This window comes from Siccirubricoccus phaeus (genome assembly GCF_008360935.1).
GTDB classification, from domain to species: Bacteria; Pseudomonadota; Alphaproteobacteria; order Acetobacterales; family Acetobacteraceae; genus Siccirubricoccus; species Siccirubricoccus phaeus.
This window is the reverse complement of record NZ_SRXO01000023.1, coordinates 27,284-44,810: the sequence shown is the minus strand read 5'-3', so window position 1 is coordinate 44,810 and position 17,527 is coordinate 27,284. Positions and strand designations below refer to the sequence as shown.

The 17,527-nt window shown below is 73.9% G+C and carries 14 protein-coding genes; 3 read left to right on the top strand and 11 right to left on the bottom strand.

Annotation, left to right across the window (positions count from 1 at the left end; translation table 11 throughout):
* The first annotated feature begins 107 nt into the window (after nt 1–107).
* A complete protein-coding gene (gene denD, locus E5N76_RS24150; RefSeq protein WP_149539962.1) occupies nt 108–1,118 on the top strand; it encodes a D-erythronate dehydrogenase in 1,011 nt (336 codons plus the stop codon).
* Between the two features lie 156 nt (nt 1,119–1,274).
* Nucleotides 1,275–2,075: a class I SAM-dependent methyltransferase gene (locus tag E5N76_RS24145; protein ID WP_149539960.1), complete on the top strand. Its 801-nt coding sequence runs from the start codon at nt 1,275–1,277 to the stop codon at nt 2,073–2,075.
* 587 nt (nt 2,076–2,662) lie between these two features.
* On the opposite strand, the gene obgE is transcribed toward E5N76_RS24145, so the two are convergent.
* The 4 genes from obgE to E5N76_RS24125 form a co-directional block, all read right to left on the bottom strand.
* Nucleotides 2,663–3,667 carry a GTPase ObgE gene (gene obgE, locus E5N76_RS24140; protein WP_149539958.1) on the bottom strand — a complete coding sequence of 335 codons (1,005 nt, stop codon included), beginning with the start codon at nt 3,665–3,667 and terminating at the stop codon, nt 2,663–2,665.
* Nucleotides 3,668–3,903: 236 nt separating this feature from the next.
* Nucleotides 3,904–4,173: a 50S ribosomal protein L27 gene (rpmA, locus tag E5N76_RS24135; RefSeq protein ID WP_149539956.1), complete on the bottom strand. Its 270-nt coding sequence runs from the start codon at nt 4,171–4,173 to the stop codon at nt 3,904–3,906.
* A 15-nt stretch (nt 4,174–4,188) separates the two neighbouring features.
* Complete coding sequence (gene rplU, locus E5N76_RS24130; RefSeq protein ID WP_149539954.1) at nt 4,189–4,506, bottom strand: 50S ribosomal protein L21; 318 nt, start codon at nt 4,504–4,506, stop codon at nt 4,189–4,191.
* 626 nt (nt 4,507–5,132) lie between these two features.
* Entirely contained in the window at nt 5,133–6,899 is a 1,767-nt protein-coding gene (locus E5N76_RS24125; RefSeq protein ID WP_149539952.1) for a glucan ABC transporter ATP-binding protein/ permease, read from the bottom strand.
* Nucleotides 6,900–7,169: 270 nt separating this feature from the next.
* Between E5N76_RS24125 and E5N76_RS24120 the strand changes: the two genes are divergently transcribed.
* Nucleotides 7,170–8,147, top strand: coding sequence for a Bug family tripartite tricarboxylate transporter substrate binding protein (locus E5N76_RS24120; protein ID WP_149539950.1), 978 nt, complete (start codon nt 7,170–7,172; stop codon nt 8,145–8,147).
* A gap of 363 nt (nt 8,148–8,510) precedes the next feature.
* Here E5N76_RS24120 and E5N76_RS24115 read toward each other — a convergent pair whose 3' ends face one another.
* The 7 genes from E5N76_RS24115 to E5N76_RS24085 all read right to left on the bottom strand — a co-directional run bounded on the left by E5N76_RS24115 (nt 8,511) and on the right by E5N76_RS24085 (nt 17,526).
* Nucleotides 8,511–9,152: a LysE family transporter gene (locus tag E5N76_RS24115; protein ID WP_149539948.1), complete on the bottom strand. Its 642-nt coding sequence runs from the start codon at nt 9,150–9,152 to the stop codon at nt 8,511–8,513.
* Complete coding sequence (locus tag E5N76_RS24110) at nt 9,149–10,171, bottom strand: sulfite exporter TauE/SafE family protein (protein ID WP_149539946.1); 1,023 nt, start codon at nt 10,169–10,171, stop codon at nt 9,149–9,151. Before E5N76_RS24110 ends, E5N76_RS24115 begins: the two co-directional genes overlap by 4 nt.
* Nucleotides 10,168–10,932, bottom strand: a complete 765-nt coding sequence (locus E5N76_RS24105; RefSeq protein WP_149539944.1) for a dienelactone hydrolase family protein — start codon at nt 10,930–10,932, stop codon at nt 10,168–10,170. Before E5N76_RS24105 ends, E5N76_RS24110 begins: the two co-directional genes overlap by 4 nt.
* A 530-nt stretch (nt 10,933–11,462) precedes the next feature.
* Nucleotides 11,463–12,791 carry a TldD/PmbA family protein gene (locus E5N76_RS24100; protein WP_149539942.1) on the bottom strand — a complete coding sequence of 443 codons (1,329 nt, stop codon included), beginning with the start codon at nt 12,789–12,791 and terminating at the stop codon, nt 11,463–11,465.
* Between the two features lie 574 nt (nt 12,792–13,365).
* Nucleotides 13,366–14,571, bottom strand: coding sequence for a multidrug effflux MFS transporter (locus tag E5N76_RS24095; protein ID WP_149539940.1), 1,206 nt, complete (start codon nt 14,569–14,571; stop codon nt 13,366–13,368).
* A gap of 401 nt (nt 14,572–14,972) precedes the next feature.
* Entirely contained in the window at nt 14,973–16,463 is a 1,491-nt protein-coding gene (gene pdxR, locus E5N76_RS24090) for a MocR-like pyridoxine biosynthesis transcription factor PdxR (protein ID WP_149539938.1), read from the bottom strand.
* 220 nt (nt 16,464–16,683) lie between these two features.
* On the bottom strand, nt 16,684–17,526 hold the full coding sequence (locus tag E5N76_RS24085) for a universal stress protein (protein WP_149539936.1): 843 nt from the start codon (nt 17,524–17,526) through the stop codon (nt 16,684–16,686).
* Nucleotide 17,527 lies beyond the last annotated feature (1 nt).

Sequence of the window (17,527 nt, the reverse complement as noted above, 5' to 3'; positions counted from 1 at the left end):
GGGCCGGGGCGCCCGCTCCTCCCCTCCACCCCGACGCCCGGCTTGCAACCGACGTCCCGAGCCGCCACACAAATCCCGGGCCGCGGCGCGGCCGGGGAGGGTGAGGCATGCGGATCACGATCCTGGGCGGTGGCGGCTTCCTCGGGCAGAAGCTGGCGAAAAGGCTGGCGAAGGACGGCCAGGTCGGCGGCCGGCCGGTCACCGGGCTGACGCTGTTCGACCTGCACGCGCCGCCCGTGCCCATGGCGGGTTTCCCGGTGAAGAGCCTCGGCGGCGACGTGGCCGACCCGGCGCAGGTGGCGGCCGCCATCCCGCCGGGCACCGATGCGGTGGTGCATCTGGCCGCCGTGGTCTCCGCCCAGGCGGAGGCGGATTTCGACCTCGGTCTGAAGGTGAACCTGCACGGCACGCTGGCGGTGCTGGCCGCCTGCCGTGCCCTGGCGCAAGGCCCGCGCGCCTCCGGCGGGACGCCGCCGCGGGTGGTCTTCACCTCCTCCGTCGCCAGCTTCGGCGGCGGGCAGGAAGCGCGGCTGGAGGACGATGCCCGCCAGTTGCCCGGCAACAGCTACGGGGCGCAGAAGGCGATCGGCGAGCTGCTGCTGCAGGACGCCTCCCGCAAGGGCTTCCTGGATGCGGTGAACATCCGGCTGCCGACGGTGATCGTCCGGCCCGGCCGGCCGAACAAGGCGGCCTCCTCCTTCGTCTCCGCCATATTGCGCGAGCCGCTGCTGGGGCTGGAGACGCCACTGCCGGTGCCGGAGGATTTCGCCGTCTGGATCTGCTCCCCGCGCCGGGCGGTGGAGTGGTTCCTGCACGCGCTGGCGATGGACACGGCGCCGCTCGGCCTGGATCGCGGCATCAACCCGCCAGGGCGGAGCGCGACGGTGGGCAAGATGCTGAGCGCGCTGGAGACGGTGGCCGGGCCAGCGGCGCGGAAGCTGGTGCAGCACGCGCCGGATCCGGCGATCGAGGCCATCGTCGGCGGCTGGCCGGCCAGCTTCACGGCGGAGCGGGCGCGGCGGGTGCTGGGCTTTTCCGAGCAGGAAAGCCTGGAGGAGATCATCCAGGGCTTCATCGAGGACGATCTGGCGGCGACCAAGGCCGATCGGGGGCTGTAGCCCCGCTGCCGCCATGCGGCGGGCGAGCCCGCGGCGGCCGTCCGCCGGCTTGCCAGGGCGAAGCCGGGGAAGGTGCCTGCGGCCCGCAGCGGTCCGGCCGCTTCTTCACGCTGTGTTTGCTTCGCCCGCGGTGGCGGCAGGCCGCAGGATCGCGGCATGGCAGAGGTATTGGCGCCGCTCTGGGCGGCGGGCGAGGCATATGAACCCTATGTCGGGCGGTGGAGCCGGATGGTCGCGCCGCTTTTCCTGGCGCGGCTCGGCGTGCCGCCGGACTCGCGCTGGCTGGATGTCGGCTGCGGCACCGGCGCGCTGACCGAGGCGATCCTCGCCACTGCCGGGCCGATTTCGGTGACCGGCATCGACTCCTCGCTCGGCTTCCTCGCCTTTGCCCGGCGGCAGGTGCGGGATGAGCGGGCGCTGTTCCTGGAAGGCGATGCGCAGGCGCTGCAGGTGCCGGACGGCACCTTCGACGCCGTGGTCAGCGGGCTCTGCCTGAATTTCGTGCCGGACCAGGCGAAGGCGGCGCGGGAGCTGCGGCGGGCGGCACGGCCGGGCGGCACGGTCGCCGCCTATGTCTGGGACTATGCCGAGGGCATGGAGATGATGCGCCGCTTCTGGGATGCGGCGGCGGCGCTGGACCCGGAGGGGGCCGGGCAGAAGGATGAGGCGCTGCGCTTCGCCCTCTGCCGGCCGGAGCCGCTGCGGGCGCTGTTCGCCGGGGCGGGGCTGCGGCAGGTGGTGGTGGAGCCGATCGAGGTCCCGACCGTATTCCGGAATTTCGCGGATTACTGGCAGCCTTTCCTCGCCGGCGGCGCGCCGGCGCCCGCCTATTGCCAGGCCCTGCCGGAGACGCGCCGGGCGGCGCTGCAGGCGCGGCTGCGGGCGACGCTGCCGCAGGCGGCGGATGGCAGCATTCCGCTGCGCGCGCGGGCCTGGGCGGTGCGCGGGGTGGCCTGATACCAGGGAGCTTTCATCCCGCCTGCGCTCGGCGAACCCGCTCCAGTCTTCACTGGCCTGCTTGTCCGCTGCGTTCGCTGGATATCCGGCGAACTTCGCGGGCAGGATACTAGAGCGGGATCGGCTGAGCTGCGCTCACCCGCCCCGCTCTAGCTCATTGTTCGGTCGCGTGATTCACGGTTTCGGTCGATTCGACCTCAACCGATCACGCTCTAGCCCTTTGTTCGGTCGCATTTCCCAGTCGTCAGGCGATTCCGCCGGATTTGAAAATGCGCGCCGGGGCGCGTGATCAGGGTTCCGGTCGCTTCGGCCTCAACCGATCACGCTCCGGCGGGCCCGACCGGTGCCCCGTTCAGGCGGCTTCCAGCGCGGCCGGCACGGGCTCGGGCCGGTCAGCGAAGCGGTCCGTGGGTATGAGCGTCCGGGCTGAAGGCGGCTTCGACACCTCCAAGGCGACCATTCGGGTCAAGGCCATATGGCGGCACCGTGCACGGCCGCGCCCTTGCCTCGAACCCGGCCCCATGGCCTGGGCTGCGCTCGACGGGTCAAGCGCGCAGGCCTGCCCGGACGGACCTCCGTCGGGGATATCAGGCGGCCGCTTCGCGCTGCTGCATCACCTCGCGCAGCGCCCGCAGTACCTCCGGCACGCCCTCGCCCGTCGCGCCGGAAATGAGGTGCACCCGATGGCCGGCGGCGCGCTCCAGCGCTTTCAGGCGGCTGGTCCTGGCCTGGGGCGTCATCGCGTCCAGCTTGTTCAGGGCCAGCACCTCGGGCTTCTCGGCCAGGCCATGGCCATAGCCCTCCAGCTCCTCGCGCACCGTGCGCCAGGCGCCCGCCGGGTCCGGCTGGCTGCCATCCACCAGGTGCAGCAGCACGGCGCAGCGCTCCACATGGCCGAGGAAGCGGTCGCCGAGGCCGGCGCCCTCATGCGCGCCCTCGATCAGCCCGGGGATGTCGGCCAGGACGAATTCCTCCGAGGCGTTGAGGCGGACAACGCCGAGCTGCGGGTGCAGCGTGGTGAAGGGGTAGTCGGCGATCTTCGGCCGCGCTGCGCTAACGGCGGCGAGGAAGGTGGACTTGCCCGCGTTGGGCAGCCCCACCAGCCCGGCATCGGCGATGAGCTTCAGGCGCAGCCAGATCCAGCGCTCCTCCCCCGGCCAGCCCTTGTCGGCGCGGCGGGGGGCGCGGTTGGTGCTGGTCTTGTAATGCGCGTTGCCGTAGCCGCCATCGCCACCCTGGGCGATCACCACCCGCTTGCCGGGCGCGTCGAGGTCGGCCAGCAGGGTTTCCTTGTCCTCGGCCAGGATCTGGGTGCCGATCGGCACCTTCAGCACCACGTCGTCCGAGCCGGCGCCGGTGCGGTCCGCGCCGGCGCCGTTGCCGCCCTTGCGGGCCTTGAAATGCTGGGCGTAGCGGTAGTCGATCAGGGTGTTGAGGCCGTCCACCGCCTCCACCAGCACATCGCCGCCCTTGCCGCCATTGCCGCCGTCCGGGCCGCCGAATTCGATGTACTTCTCCCGCCGGAAGGCGACGACGCCGTCGCCGCCATCCCCTGCCTTCACCCAGACCTTGGCTTCATCGAGGAATTTCATTGTCCGCACCACGGGGCGCCCAGGCGGCCCGCCCCTGCCAGGATGGGCGCCCTCGCCCACCCCCTGAAACGCCGAAGGGGGCCTTCCGGCCCCCCGAACCCTCGCCCCTCGGGCGCCCCGTCCGAACCGTCCCGCCCGTTGCCCTGCCGCGGCTTGGCCGCGGCAGGCTGTGCGAGGCGCCGATCAGGAAGCCCCTACGGGGCCCCCGCGGCGTTGCGCAGCAACGTCGTGGGGATCTATTCCGCCGCCTGCGCCGATGGCACGACCGAGACGTGGACGCGGCCCTCGGCCTTCCGCTCGAACTTCACATGGCCATCGACCATGGCGTGCAGCGAATGGGTACGGCCGACCGAGACATTGGTGCCCGGCTTCATCTTGGTGCCGCGCTGCGTCACGATGATGTTGCCCGCGCGCACCACCTGGCCGCCGAACAGCTTCACGCCGAGGCGCTTGCCGGCGCTGTCGCGCCCGTTGCGGGAGGAACCGCCCGCCTTCTTATGTGCCATGGCTCAGTCTCCCTCTCAGGCGGTGGCGATGTCGGCGATGCGCAGCACGGTCTGGTGCTGGCGGTGGCCGTTCTTCCGACGGCTGTTCTGCCGGCGGCGCTTCTTGAAGATGATGACCTTGTCGCCGCGGTTCTGTTCCACGACCGTCGCGGTCACACTGGCGCCCGGCACGGTGGGCGCGCCAAGGGTGAGGCCGGCCTCGCCGCCCACGGCCAGCACGTCATGGATGGTGACGGTGGCGCCGGGTTCGGCCTCCAGCCGCTCCACCGTGATGACGGCGTTGGGGGTCACCCGGTATTGCTTTCCGCCGGTGCGGATCACTGCGAAGGTCATCTGCGGCCTCAACTGGTCGCGCCTGGGTGCGGGGCCGGGGGCGGCGCAGCCCCGGCGGAAACGGACCCGAGGGGCGGAGCGGTGCCGGCACGCGCAAGCATGCGCGGCCCCGGCACAGGTCCGGCCATCGGAAGGCGGAGCGTATAGGGGCGGCGGGTGCCGAGAGTCAACGCCTCGGCAAATGTTTGCCTGCCCGTCTTACCGACCGAAGGCGCTTTGAAGCGCCTTCGACACCGTCGAAGGCGATCAGTCGCAAGGGCCATGGTCCGGTTGTCGTGTCAAGGACTTCGCCGCGCGGAGCGCGGTGCGCCTTCGGCGCATCCTTGGCACGACAACCGGACCATGGCCGGGGCTCGGGAAGCGCTCGACGGGGCCGAGCGCGCAAGTGCGCCCGGGCGGAACGCCCAGGAAGGGCCGGCCGCCGCCGGGGCAGCGGCCGTCTCGTTGTCCCCAGAGCGGGATCGGTTGAGCCGCGCTCACCCGACCCACTCTAGCTCGTTTTCGGTCGCGTGATTCACGGTTTCAGTCGATTCGACCTCAACCGATCACGCTCTCGCCGCCGCGGGGGGCGCCGTGACCTGCGCCTCGGGGCCGTCGTGACGGCGCGCCGCGGCATCATGGGGAGTTCACGCCGCCTCCGCCGGGTCCACCGCAAGCTGCGTCCTGACCAGCTCGGCGAACCTTCCGCCCTGCCGTACCAACGCCTCGAAACTCCCGCGCTCGACGATCCGCCCGGCCTCGAACACCATGATCTCATCCGCATCCCGCACCGTCGAAAGCCGGTGCGCGATGATGAAGGTCGTCCGCCCCACCATCAGTGCCCGCAAGGCCCGCTGCACCCGCGCCTCCGTCGCCGCATCCAGCGCGCTGGTCGCCTCGTCCAGGATCAGCACCGGCGGGTCCTTCAGCAGCGCCCGGGCGATCGCCAGGCGCTGCCGCTGCCCGCCCGACAACGAGGCCCCCCGCTCCCCCACCAGCGTGTCGTAGCCATGCGGCTGGCGGGTGATGAAGTCATGCGCCTCCGCCATGCGGCAGGCCGTCTCCAGCTCCGCCTGCGTCGCCTCCGGCCTTCCGACCAGCAGATTGTCGCGGATGGTGCGGTTGAACAGCATGCTCTCCTGGAACACCACGCCGATGTTCCGGCGCAGGCTCTCCAGCGTGATGTCGCGCAGATCGTGCCCGTCCAGCGTCACCCGCCCCTCCACCGGGTCCCACAGCCGCTGCAGCAGCGCCATGGCGGTGGATTTCCCCGCCCCGGTCTGCCCGACCAGCGCCAGGGTCCGCCCCGGCGGCGCGACGAATTCCACCTGGTCCAGAATCCGGTTGCCGCCGGGATAGGCGAAGCCCACCCGCTCGAACGCCACCTCCCCCCGCACCCGGCCGAGCGACAGCGCACCCGGCTTCTCCGGCACGCTGCTCGTGGCATCCATCACCTCGAAGAATTCCTGGATGGCCGGCGCCTGGAACACCAGGCGGGAGATGAAGGCGACCGCCCCCTCCAGCTTGCCGATCAGCAGCATGGCAAAGCCCATGAAGCTGACGATCTCCCCCACCGTCGCCTTGCCGTCCAGATGCAGCACCGTGCCCAGCACGAAGATCGCGATGGTGGTCAGGGTGCTGGAAGCCCGGGTCAGCACGGAGACCACCGCCCACCAATTCAGCACCGGGAATTGATGGTCCAGCACCTGGCGCACGATGTCGCCGAACATCCGTGCCTCGGAGCCGAGCCGGGTGAAGGACTGCACCACCATCACATTGGCCAGCGCGTCCTGGGCATTGCCGGCCAGCCGCGTCTGGAACCGCTCCACCTGGCCCTGGGCGGCTTCTGTCTTCCGGATGACGAAGGCGGTCACCAGGCAGAACACCAGCACCAGCAGAATCAGCAGCAGCGCCAGCCGCCAGTTCAGCACCAGGGTCAGCGGCAGCAGCACCAGCATGGCGATGAAGGTGGACAGATGCTCCCGGAAGAAGGAGAGCCAGAGGCCGAAGAGATTGTCCGACCCCACCAGCATCACCTTCATCAGCCGGCCGGACTGCACGTCGCCATGGAAGGAAAGCGGCAGGGCGATCACATGCTCGAAGAAGCGGTGCATGGCGGTCAGCCGGTTGCGGTGCGCCATGCGGTCCGCCAGCAGGGAGACGGCGACATTGGCGCCGATCCCGGCAACCCCGACGGCGCCCCAGAGGGCGAGCAGGGTCAGCGCCCGGTCCCACACCGCCGCCCGGCTCATCCCCTGGGCATGGGAGAGGACATCGACCACCCGGCCGAACAGCACCGGCTCCAGGAAGAACAGCCCGGCCAGCGCCACATTGGCGAGGCCGAGGCCGAGCGCCACGAAGCGGTCCTGGGCCAGCAGCCCGAGCACCCGGCGATAAAGCGTGAAGAAAGGCATCCGGCCGTCCCTGCCAGAGCGTGGCCGCCAGCGGCGAGTGGCCGGACAGCGTGACCCACGCGACCACACCAAGGGCCAGGGCATGCGGCCCGCCCGAAGGCGACCCCCGCACGCGCCGGCAACGGCGGGAAGCGGGCCGCCGCGGCCGCTGCCTACAGGTCCCGGGTGGCGGGCCGCAAGGCTTGCCTGCCGCCGGCGAAAGCGGCAGGAGTGGGGGATGATCGGCCAACGGGGGCAGAAGTTCCCCGGCCGCGGAGGAGACAGTCGGGAATGCCCACCCCCCTGGTGCCAAGGCGGGCGCTGCTCGCCGCCCCTGCGCTGCTGGCCGCAATCTCGCCCGGCCGGGCCCAGCCCTGGCCGGCAAGGCCCATCCGCCTCATCGTCCCCTTCCCCGCCGGCGGCACCACGGACCTGCTGGCGCGGCTGCTGGCCGATGGGCTAGGCGCCCGGCTCGGCCAGTCCGTGGTGGCGGAGAATCGCGGCGGCGCGGCCGGGGTGATCGCGGCGGAGATGGCGGCGCGGGCGGAGCCGGACGGGCATACCCTGCTCTTCGCCTCCATCGGCACCGTCGCCATCCTGCCCAATCTCCACGCCCGCATCGGCTGGCGGCCGGAGGACCTGCTGCCCATCGCCTATTTCGCCGATGTGCCGAACGTCATCGTCGTGCGGGCGGACGGCCCCTACCGAACGCTGGCGGAGTTGCTGGCGGCGGCGCGGGCGCGGCCGGGGGAGCTCTCCTACGCCTCCTCCGGCAATGGCAGCTCGCTGCATCTCTCGGGGGAGATGCTGAAGGCGGCGGCCAATGTGGACATCCTGCACATCCCCTTCCGCGGCGGGGCGGACAGCGTGAACCAGCTCCTCGGCGGGCGGATCGACCTGGCGGTGAACAACCTGCCCTCGGCCATCGCCATGGTGCGGGACGGCAAGCTGCGCGCCCTGGCGGTGACCACGGCGGAACGGACCCCGGCGCTGCCGGACGTGCCGACCGTCGCCGAAAGCGGGCTGCCGGGCTACGAGGCGACGGCCTGGTTCGGCCTGCAGGCGCCGCGCGGCACGCCGCAGCCGATCCTGGAGCGGCTGAATGCCGAAACCAGGGCGATCGGCGCGGACCCCACGGCCCGGGCCCGGGCGGAGGCGGTGGGCGCCCGGCTGCGGCCCGGCAGCATCGCGGAATTCGCCGCCTTCAGCGCGGCGGAGAATACGAAATGGGCGGAGGTGATCCGCCGCGCCGGGGCGAAGGTGGATTGAGCCAGGCCCGGCTGCCACGGGACGGAAGGTGTGGCAGGTAGAGGGATGGGGGGCTCCGCCCCCATGCCCCCGGCAGGGGCTCTGCCCCTGCACCCCGCCGGGGGGAAGGCTTCCCCCCGGACCCCGCCCGGAGTCCGCAGGTTCGACCTGCCGACTTCTGCCAATGGCCCTGATCGCTGAGGGGCTGGAGGGCCTCGGACACCGGGCCGCATCACGATGCGGGCCTCGCGGCACGCCTGGCTTCGCGCCACCCGGGGGCCGCCTTCGCGGCCTCGGGCCGGACAGGGAATCGGCCCACCGGCATGGCGCCCGCGGGGCCAGGGCCTGGCCCCGGCATCGTCACCGACGGGCAAGGCCCCCCGATCACCGCCACAGCGCATCCCAGGCCATCGCCACCGCCGCCGCCCCCAGGCCGCAGGCCGCCGCCAGCCGCACCCGTCCCGCCCAGGCGGCCGCCAGGCGCCGCGCCCGGGCGCCGGAAAGCAGCAGCGCCAGGGCGAGGAAGACCGTGAAGGCCGTCGCTGCCGCCGCCAGCACCAGGGCCGGCTTCAGCGCCGGGCTGCCCGGCGCCGCCGGCAGCGCCAGGAACTGCCCCGCGAAAAACCCCGCCGTCAGCGGATTGCCGAGCGCCACGAAATACCCCGCCACCAGGCTGCCGAGCTGGGGCGGCGCCGGCGGCCCGGCTTCCGGCAGGCGGCGGCCGCGGAGGAGGCGCAGCGCCACCACCAGCAACATGCCCGCCCCCAGCAGCCGCAGCGGCGTCAGGCTGGTGGTCTGCTGCGCCAGGGTCTCCGTCGCCGCCAGCAGCAGCGCCGCCAGGCTGCCGGCGCCGAGCGCGATGCCGAGGCAGAGCGGCAGCGCACCGCGCAGCCCCCGCGCCGCGGCCAGGCATCCCACCGCCAGCATGTTCGGCCCCGGCGTCAGCAGCACCAGCAGGTAGCTGCCGAGAAAGCCTGCCAGCCGGGCCAGGTCCAGCGCCGGCATCTCCCAGCCCGGCGGGCTCATGCCCCCACCCCCAGCAGGGCCAGGCCGGCCGCGAGCAGCAGCAGATGCACGACCAGGAAGAAGCAGCGCTCGGACAGCCGGCCGAACAGGCCCATCCCCAGCGCGGTGCCGAGCAGCGCCGGCGGCACCGCTCCAAGCTCCGCCCAGGACAGCGCCCCGGCCCCCGGCGCCCGCAGCGCGAGCAGCGCCAGCCCGGCGAGCTGCATGACCAGGATATAGGGCTGGAACACCGCCCGCTGCCGCTGCTTCGGCCAGCCGCGCAGCCCGCACCAGGGCACCACCGCGGCGCCGGGAAAGGCCGCCAGCCCGCCGGTCAGCCCGCCCACCGCGCCGGCCAGCACATCCCCCAGCCGGGCGCCGCGCGGCCCCAGCACCAGCGGCCGCGGCGGCCGCAGCAGCATCCAGAGCCCATAGGCGAAGAGCAGGCCGCCCAGCGCCGCCTGGTAGCGCCCCGGCGGCAAATGCAGCAGCAGCGCCTGGCCCAGCGGCAGGGTCGCCAGCCCCCCGGCCAGGAAGGGCAGCAGCGGCGGCAGGGCGATCTCCCGCCGCAGCAGCCAGAGGCCGAGGCATTGGCTGCCGATGCTCGCCACCAGCATCAGCCGCACCGCCGCCACCGGCTCCACCCCGAGGAGCTGCAGCAGCGGCGCGCACAGGGCGGAGAAGGCGAAGCCGCCCAGGGCCGAGACCGCGGAGACCAGCAGCACCGCCAGCGCCGGCAGCGCCGCGGCGCCGAGCGGCCAGAGGCTGAGCAGCATGGCGCCGAGCAGGGCCAGCAGGGTCAGGCGTGACCCGCCCGGCGCCCGCAGGGCAAAGGCGCGCCGCCGGTCGCGCCGGTCCGCCTGCGGCCAGGCCGCGCCTCTCGCCACGCCAGGGTCGCCGGGATCGGCCATCGCCGGCCGCAGTCGACCCGCCCCCCTCGCCGCGCCAGGGCCGCCGGTATCGCCGGCCGCCTGCGCCAGGGGCGGCAGGGCGCCCCAGCCGAGGCCCGGCCGGGGGCGGGCCCGCAGCGCCCCGGTCATCGCCCGAGCGCCAGGGCGAAAAAGCCGGCAAGCTGCGCCGCCGCGCGGGCGGTAAGCGCCGGCCAGGGCCGCGCCGCCACCCGCTCCCCCAGGCCCGGCGCCGGCAGCAGCACGATCTCGCCCGGCATGGAGGCCGGCCGGTCCCAGCCATAGGACGCCCCCTCATAGCCCAGCCGCCGGACGCTGGCCCCGGCCTCGACCAGCGCCATCGCCAGGGTCAGGCAGGCGGCAGGCGGGTTGGCCGGATCCGCCGTGCCATAGGCCAGCAGCACCGCGCCCGGCAGGGCGGCGGGGCGCGGCAGGCTGGCGCAGCCGGGATAGAGCAGCGCCCGCGCCGCGACCGGCGCGGTCAGCGCCGCCGCCGCCCCGGCGCCGAAGCCCAGCACGCCGAGCCGGCCCGGATCGATGCGCGGATCCGCCGCCAGGGCGGCGAGGGCGGCATTCCGCGCCGCCTCCCCGGGCGCTTCCACCAGCAGGTCCAGCGCCGCGATACCGGCGCCGAGAAGTTGGTCGATATAGGCGGCGCTGCGGGCATCCGGGCCCAGCGCGTCGTGCAGCAGCAGCACCGCCGGGAGCTGCGGCCCGGGCCGCGGCGGCAGGGAGAGCAGCCCGGCCAGGTCGCCCCCTGCGCGCAGCATCTCGGAGCTGCCGAAGGCGGCGGGCGGCGTCTCCGCCAACGCCCTGCCGGCCAGCAGGGCTGCGCCGAGGCCAAGAAGCCAGGCGCGCAGGCGCGCCGGTTTGCGATCCCCTCTCCCTCGCATCGCCCCACCCCTCCGCCCGTCCTGGTCGGGGATGGTTCTAGGCGGGCGGTACGCGGGCGAATGTAATCAATGTTACTGGTGCCGGCAGCGTTCCGAATTTCCCGCCGGCGCGCGCCGGCCGGGCGGGAGGATTGTCGGGTATCGGCGCCGGCGCGGCCACCGGCCAGGGCCACCAGGGCCAGGGCATGGGAACGGCCCCGCCGCGGCGGGCCAGCCTGGATTGGCCACGGGGCGGCCGGTCCGTTTTGGCGCTGGACGACCCGCCAGCCCCCGCCCGGCCGTAAGAGGCACGCAGCCGGCGGCCAGCCGCCGCGGCGGCTCAGCCGCGAAAGGGTCCCCGCCAGCAGACCGGCGAGGGGTTTAGAGCAGATCGCCGGAGGGCGGCATCGCCCGGAGGCGTGAAGCTGCTCTACAATCCATAAGCTAGAGCGGGGCGGGTGAGCGCAGCTCAACCGATCCCGCTCCAGCGCATGCCGCCGGGCGGAGGAGAGCCGCCGAGACGCGCCGCAGCCCCTCTTGCGACAGGCTCCTCAGGCCCCTGCCAGGGTCAGCCCCTCCACCCGGAGGGTCGGGCTGTCCGTGCCGCGGCGGAATTGCAGGTCCTCCGCCGCGGTCAGGTGCAGGAACATCTCCTTCAGATTGCCGGCGATGGTGATCTCGCTCACCGGCTCCGCCAGGGCGCCGTCGCGGATCATGAAGCCGGCGGCGCCGCGGCTGTAATCGCCGGTCACACCGTTCACCCCGCTGCCGATCAGCTCCGTGACATAGAGCCCCTCGCGGATATCGGCCATCAGCGCGGCGGGGGAGAGCGCGCCGGGGGCGAGGTAGAGGTTGGTGGTGGCGGGGCTCGGCGGCCCGCCGGTGCCGCGGCTGGCATGGCCGGTGGAAGCCAGGCCGAGCTGCCGGGCGCTGCGCCAGTCCAGCACCCAGCTTCGCAGCATGCCATCCTCCACCAGGGCGAGGCGCCGGCCCTGCATGCCCTCGCCATCGAAGGGGCGGCTGCGCAACCCGCGCGGCCGGGTGGGGTCGTCGATCACCGTCAGCCCGGCGGCCATCACCTGCTGGCCCATGCGGTCCCGCAGGAAGGAGGTGCCGCGGGCCACCGCCGCGCCGTTGATGGCCCCCGCCAGATGGCCGAGCAGGGAGCCGGCGACGCGCGGGTCATACAGCACCGGCAGCTTTGCGGTCTTCGGGCGGGTGGGGTTCAGCCGCGCCACCGCCTTTTCCCCGGCGCGACGGCCGATGGCGGCGGGGTCCTCCAGATCCGCCAGGTGGACGGCGCTGGTGAAATCGTAATCCCGCTCCATGCCGGTGCCCTGGCCGGCCAGGGCGGTGGCGGAGAGGGAATGGCTGGTGCGCTCATAGGCGCCGGCGAAGCCCCGGGAGGTGACGAGGGCGACGGTGGTGCGGCCGTAATAGGCGTCCGCGCCTTCGGAATTGGTCACGCCGGGGACGGCCATGGCGGCGTCCTCCGCTGCCGCGGCGCGGGCGATGAGGTCCTCGGCGCTGGGTTCGGCGGGGTCGGCCAGGTCGAGCGCGGCGAGGCCGGGGCCGTCGGGCGCATCGGCGAGGCCGGCGAAGGGGTCCTCCGGCACCACCTTCGCCATGGCGACGGCGCGCTCCGCCAGGGCGGCGAAGCCGGCGGGCGAGGGATCGGTGGAGGAGACGATGGCCTGGCGCTGGCCCAGGAAGACGCGCAGGCCGAGATCGAAGCCCTCGGCGCGCTCGAGCTGCTCGATCTTGCCGAGGCGGCGGGAGACGGAGAGGGCGGCGCTGCTGACCAGCAGGGCATCCGCCGCCTCCGCCCCGGCCCGGCGGGCGGCGGCGACCAGGGCTTCCAGCGTGTCGAGATGGGGCATGGGCGACTCCGTGCTGCCGGGGAGGGTGAAGCCGGCCCTCCATGGGAGTTCCATAGATCGCGCGGGGGCGGGAACGCCACCCGGCGCGGTCCGGGGGGCAGTGCCGCCCCCCGGAGCTGGGATGAGCGCCTGTCTTAGAGCGTGATCGGCTGAGGTCGAATCGCCCGCAACCGTGAATCACGCGACCGAACAATGAGCTAGAGCGGGGCGGGTGAGCGCAGCTCAACCGATCCCGCTCTAGGCGGGCGGCCCGCCTTGGCCGTCATGCGTTGGGCGTGCTCCTCGCATGAATTCGGCGGACTTGCCGATGCGCGCCGCAACCCCACGCAAAGCCCCTCGCCGATCCGCTGCCGGGATCCCTGGAGCGCGATCGGTTGGGGTCGGACCGTCCGGAACCGTGAATCACGCGACCGAACAAGGAGCCGGAGCGGGCTGCGTGGGCGAAAGCGAACGCATCACGCTCCGGCCGGCAGGTTCAATCTTCGGATCTGAGACCCGGACCGTGGGCCCGGGGCCCGGTCCTGGCGCCGAAAGGGGGCTGGCGGCGCTGCCCCCAACCGGCAGCGCTCCCAGGCTACGCCGCCCCCGCCCGCCGCGCCTGCCACAGGCAGAACTGCGCCCCGAGCCCGCCCACCAGCATCCAGATCGCCGTCGCGATGCCGCTGCCGCTTTCCGTCAGCCCCGCCAGCACGGACATCAGCGCGCCGAACCCCATCTGCAACGCGCCGAGCAGGCCGGAAGCAGTGCCGGCAAGCTGCGGCCGCACGCTGACCGCGGCCGCGATGGCCGGGGGCTGCGTCACGCCATTGCCATAGGCCACCACCGCCATCGGCGCGAAGAACAGCAGCAGGTGCGGCGGCAGCAGCGCCACCACCAGCAGCGCCAACGCCCCGCCCCCCAGGGTGATGGCCGAGCCCAGCCGCAGCATGGGCAGGGTCCCGAAGCGGCGGACGAGGCGGGAGGCGGTGAAGGTCCCCGCGCTCCAGGCCACCGCGATCAGCATCTGCGCGCCGGCATAGACCGGCGCCGGATAGCCCATGCCGGAGATGACGACGAGCGGCGCACCGACCGCGAAGGCGAAGAAGACGGAATTGGACCAGGTGGTGATGCCGCAATAGGCCCGGAAAGCCGGCAGCCGCACGAGTTGGGCATAGGCGCCGAGCAGCCCGGCCAGCCCCGGCAGCGGCACCGGCATCGCCAGGGTCTCGCCGAGCCTTTGCTGCACGGCGGCCAGCAGCGGCAGGGCGAACAGCAGGCAGACCAGCATGTTGGCGCGCCAGCCGAACCATTGCTCCAGGAAGCTGCCGAGCAGCGGCGAGATCATCGGCGCCACCGCCATGGCGGAGCTGACCACGCCGATGACGCTCGCCGCTTCCTCCCGCGGATAGGCATCCCGCACCATGGCACGGCCCAGCACCATGCCGGCGCAGCCCCCCACCGCCTGCAGCACCCTGGCGGCGATCAGCAGCGGGGCGGAGGGCGCCGCGGCCGCCAGGACGGTGCCGAGCAGAAACAGGCCAAGCCCGCCGAGCAGCAGCGGCTTGCGCCCATAGCGGTCGGAGAGCGGGCCGTAGATCATCTGGCCCAGCCCCATGCCCAGCAGGTAGCCGGTGAGGACGAATTGCACCGTGCCGTAGCTGGTGCCGAGCGCAACGGCCAGGGCCGGCATGGTCGGCACCAGGATCTGCATGGTGAAGGGGCCGATCGCGGTCATCGCCACGAGAAGCGCGATGGCGGGCTTGGGCCGGGCCGGCGGGCCGGCGAGCGTTTCAGGAATCACACAGCGAGTTTATGCTGCACCGCGGAATCTGACCAGACGGGGCGGCCGGGCGGGTCTGCCCTGGTTCCGGGCAAGGCGGGTGGCACGGCGAGGTGGCTGCCGGTTTCCGCGGCTGCGGCGCGCAATTTCCCGGCAGCCCCCGGGGGTTTGGCCTATGGGAGGGCGGGGCCGGTTCGCGCCCTTGCGCCGGGGCGGCACGGACCACATCGGCGACACCCGTTGCGGCCGTGCCGCAACCTGGGCCGCAACCTGGCGGCCGGCGGGCCACGGAGCCCCGGGCGGGACGCGGTCGCCGTCGCGCGCGCTGCGCGGTCCAGGCCCATCGCCTGGCGCCGGGGTCGCGCCATTCGGCGGGCGCGCCTCAAACTGGCCGGATTCCGGCCCGCCCCCGCGCCGGCGGCTCATCCCGCCGCGGCGGGCCGCCCGGCGGCGCCCGGCACCAGGCAGGCGGCAATCTCCCGCGCCGCGCGGCGCAGCGCCGCCGGCTCATGCCCGGTGAAGCCCAGCATCAGCCCCTGCAAAGGCGGGGCGGCGAGGTACATCGGGCTGACCGCCCGGGCGATCACCCCACGCCTGGCCGCCGCCGCTGCCACCTCCGTGTCGCGGAAGCCGGGGGCCAGCCGGGCGACCAGCTTCATCCCCTGCTCCGGCGCCTCGGCCGCAAGGCCGGGGATGCCCTGCAAGGCCGCCACCAGCACGTCCCGCGCCGCCCGGTAGCGCTGGCGCATGCGGCGGAGATGCTGGGCGAAATGCCCCTCCGCGATGAAGTCGGTGACGACGCCTTCCACCAGGGCCGGCGGGTGCCAGTCCGAAAGCAGCCTTGCGCCCAGCACCGGCTCCACCAGCGCCGGCGGCAGCACGGCATAGCCCAGCCGCAGCCCGGGGAAGAGCACCTTGCTGAAGGTGCCGATATAGATCACCCGCCCGGCATCATCGATGCCCTGCAGAGCGGCCAGGGGGCGGCCGGCGTAGCGGAATTCGCTGTCGTAATCGTCTTCCACCACGAAGGCGCCGGCCTGGCGGGCCCAGCCCAGCAGCTCCAGCCGCCGCGCCATGGAGAGCACCACGCCGAGCGGGTATTGCGAAGAGGGCGTGACATAGGCGAGGCGGGCCTGCGGCGCCGCGGCAACGCCTTCGGCCACCACCAGCCCCTGGGCATCCACCGGCACCGGCACCAGCGCGGCCCGGGCGGCGCCGAGGGCGGCGCGGACGGCGGGGTAGCAGGGGTCCTCCACCCAGGCCTGGTCGCCCGGCTCCACCAGCACCTTCAGCACCAGGTCGATGGCCTGCTGCGCGCCGGCCGTCACCACGATCTGCTCCGGCGCGCAGCGCACGGCGCGGGCGGCGCGGAGATAGGCGGCGATCGCCTCCCGCAGCCCGGCGCTGCCGCGCGGGTCGGCATAGCCCAGCATGGCGAGGCTGGGGGCCTGGAGGTGCCTGAGCGTCAGGCTGCGCCAGAGCTGGGCGGTGCGCGGGTCCCAGCTCGTCCGGCCGGTGTTGCAGGCGGCGGCGGCGGTGCTGCCGGTGGCGGGCAAGGCAGCGGCGAAGCGGCGCGCAGCGGGGGGCAGGGAAGCGGCGGCGGCCGGGGCGGCGAGCCCGGGGGCGGGGGGCGGCTCCGGCTCCTTCGGCAGGTCGCGGGAGACGAAGCTGCCGGCGCCGACCCGGCCCTCGATGATGCCCTCGGCCAAGAGCTGGTCATAGGCGGCGACCACGGTGTTGCGGGCGAGGCCGAGCCGCGCCGCCAGGGCCCGGCTGGCGGGCAGGCGGGCGCCGGGGGGCAGCCGGCCTTCCAGCACCGCTTGGCGGATGCCGAGATAGACCTGGCGCAGGGCGGGCACGCCGCTGGCGCGGTCGAGGGCGATGAGGAGGGTCTCGGAGAGGTCGGGGCGCATGGTGGCTAGGGGGGAGGTGGGGGCTTCGCCCCCAAACCCCCAGCAGAGGGCGCTGCCCTCTGCACTCCCGCCGGGGCCAGGACCTGGCCCCGTACCCCGGTCTGAGTTTCAGACCCGACGGTCGAACCTGCAAACTCCCACCGGGGTCCGGGGGGTGGTCCACCCCCCGGCGGGGTCCAGGGGCAGCGCTCCTGGCGGGGGCATGGGGGCGGAGCCCCCATCAATGCTGCACGAACACCGCGCAGGGCGCCTCCCGCAGCAGCCGGCGCGTGCTGGTGCCCAGCAGCAGCGCCCGCAGCCCGGTTTTGCCGAAGCCGCCCATCACCAGCAGCCTTGCCGGCAGGCGCGCCGCCTCCGCCAGCAGCAGCTCCGCCGGGTGGCCGCCCACCACCGGCCATTCGGTCACCGCCAGCCCGTGCCGGCGCAGATAGGTGGCGCCCTCCGCCGCCAGGCGCCCGGCCTCCGCCTTGTCCTCGTTTTCCGCCAGCAGCGTCACCGGCGAATCCTCCGCCAGCCCCAGCAGGGCGAAGCTCTGCAAGGCGCGCTGCGCGGGCAGGGAGCCGTCATAGCCCACCAGCACCTGCCCTCCCCCCGGGCCCTGGGCGGGAGCCCCGGGCGGCACCACCAGCAAGGGGCGGGGGCCGTCCTTCAGCAGCGCCTCCACCACCGGGGCCAGCCCGTCCTCGTTCTCCTCCCGCCCCAGCGTGCTGTCGCGGCCGAGCAGGATCAGGTCATGCGTTGCCCCGGCCCGCAGCAGGGCGGGTTCCGGTGCTTCTTCCAGCCGCAGCACGTCATGCGGCAGGGCGCCGCAGGCGGCCTCCGCCGCTTCCAGCGCCGCTGCCGCCTCGGCGTCCAATTGCGCCGCCAGGGCGGCGTTGCGGCGTTCCGCGAAGGCGGCGCCGCCGACCGGGACGGGTTCCTCCGCGTCTCGGCTGTGCGGCCGGTCCAGCACCACGGCCAGGGTCAGCGCCGCGCCCATGCGCCCGGCCAGCGCAATGGCCAGGTCGCGCGCCGCCTGCGCCCCCGGCGTATCGTCCAGCGCCACCAGCAGGCTGCGCAGCATG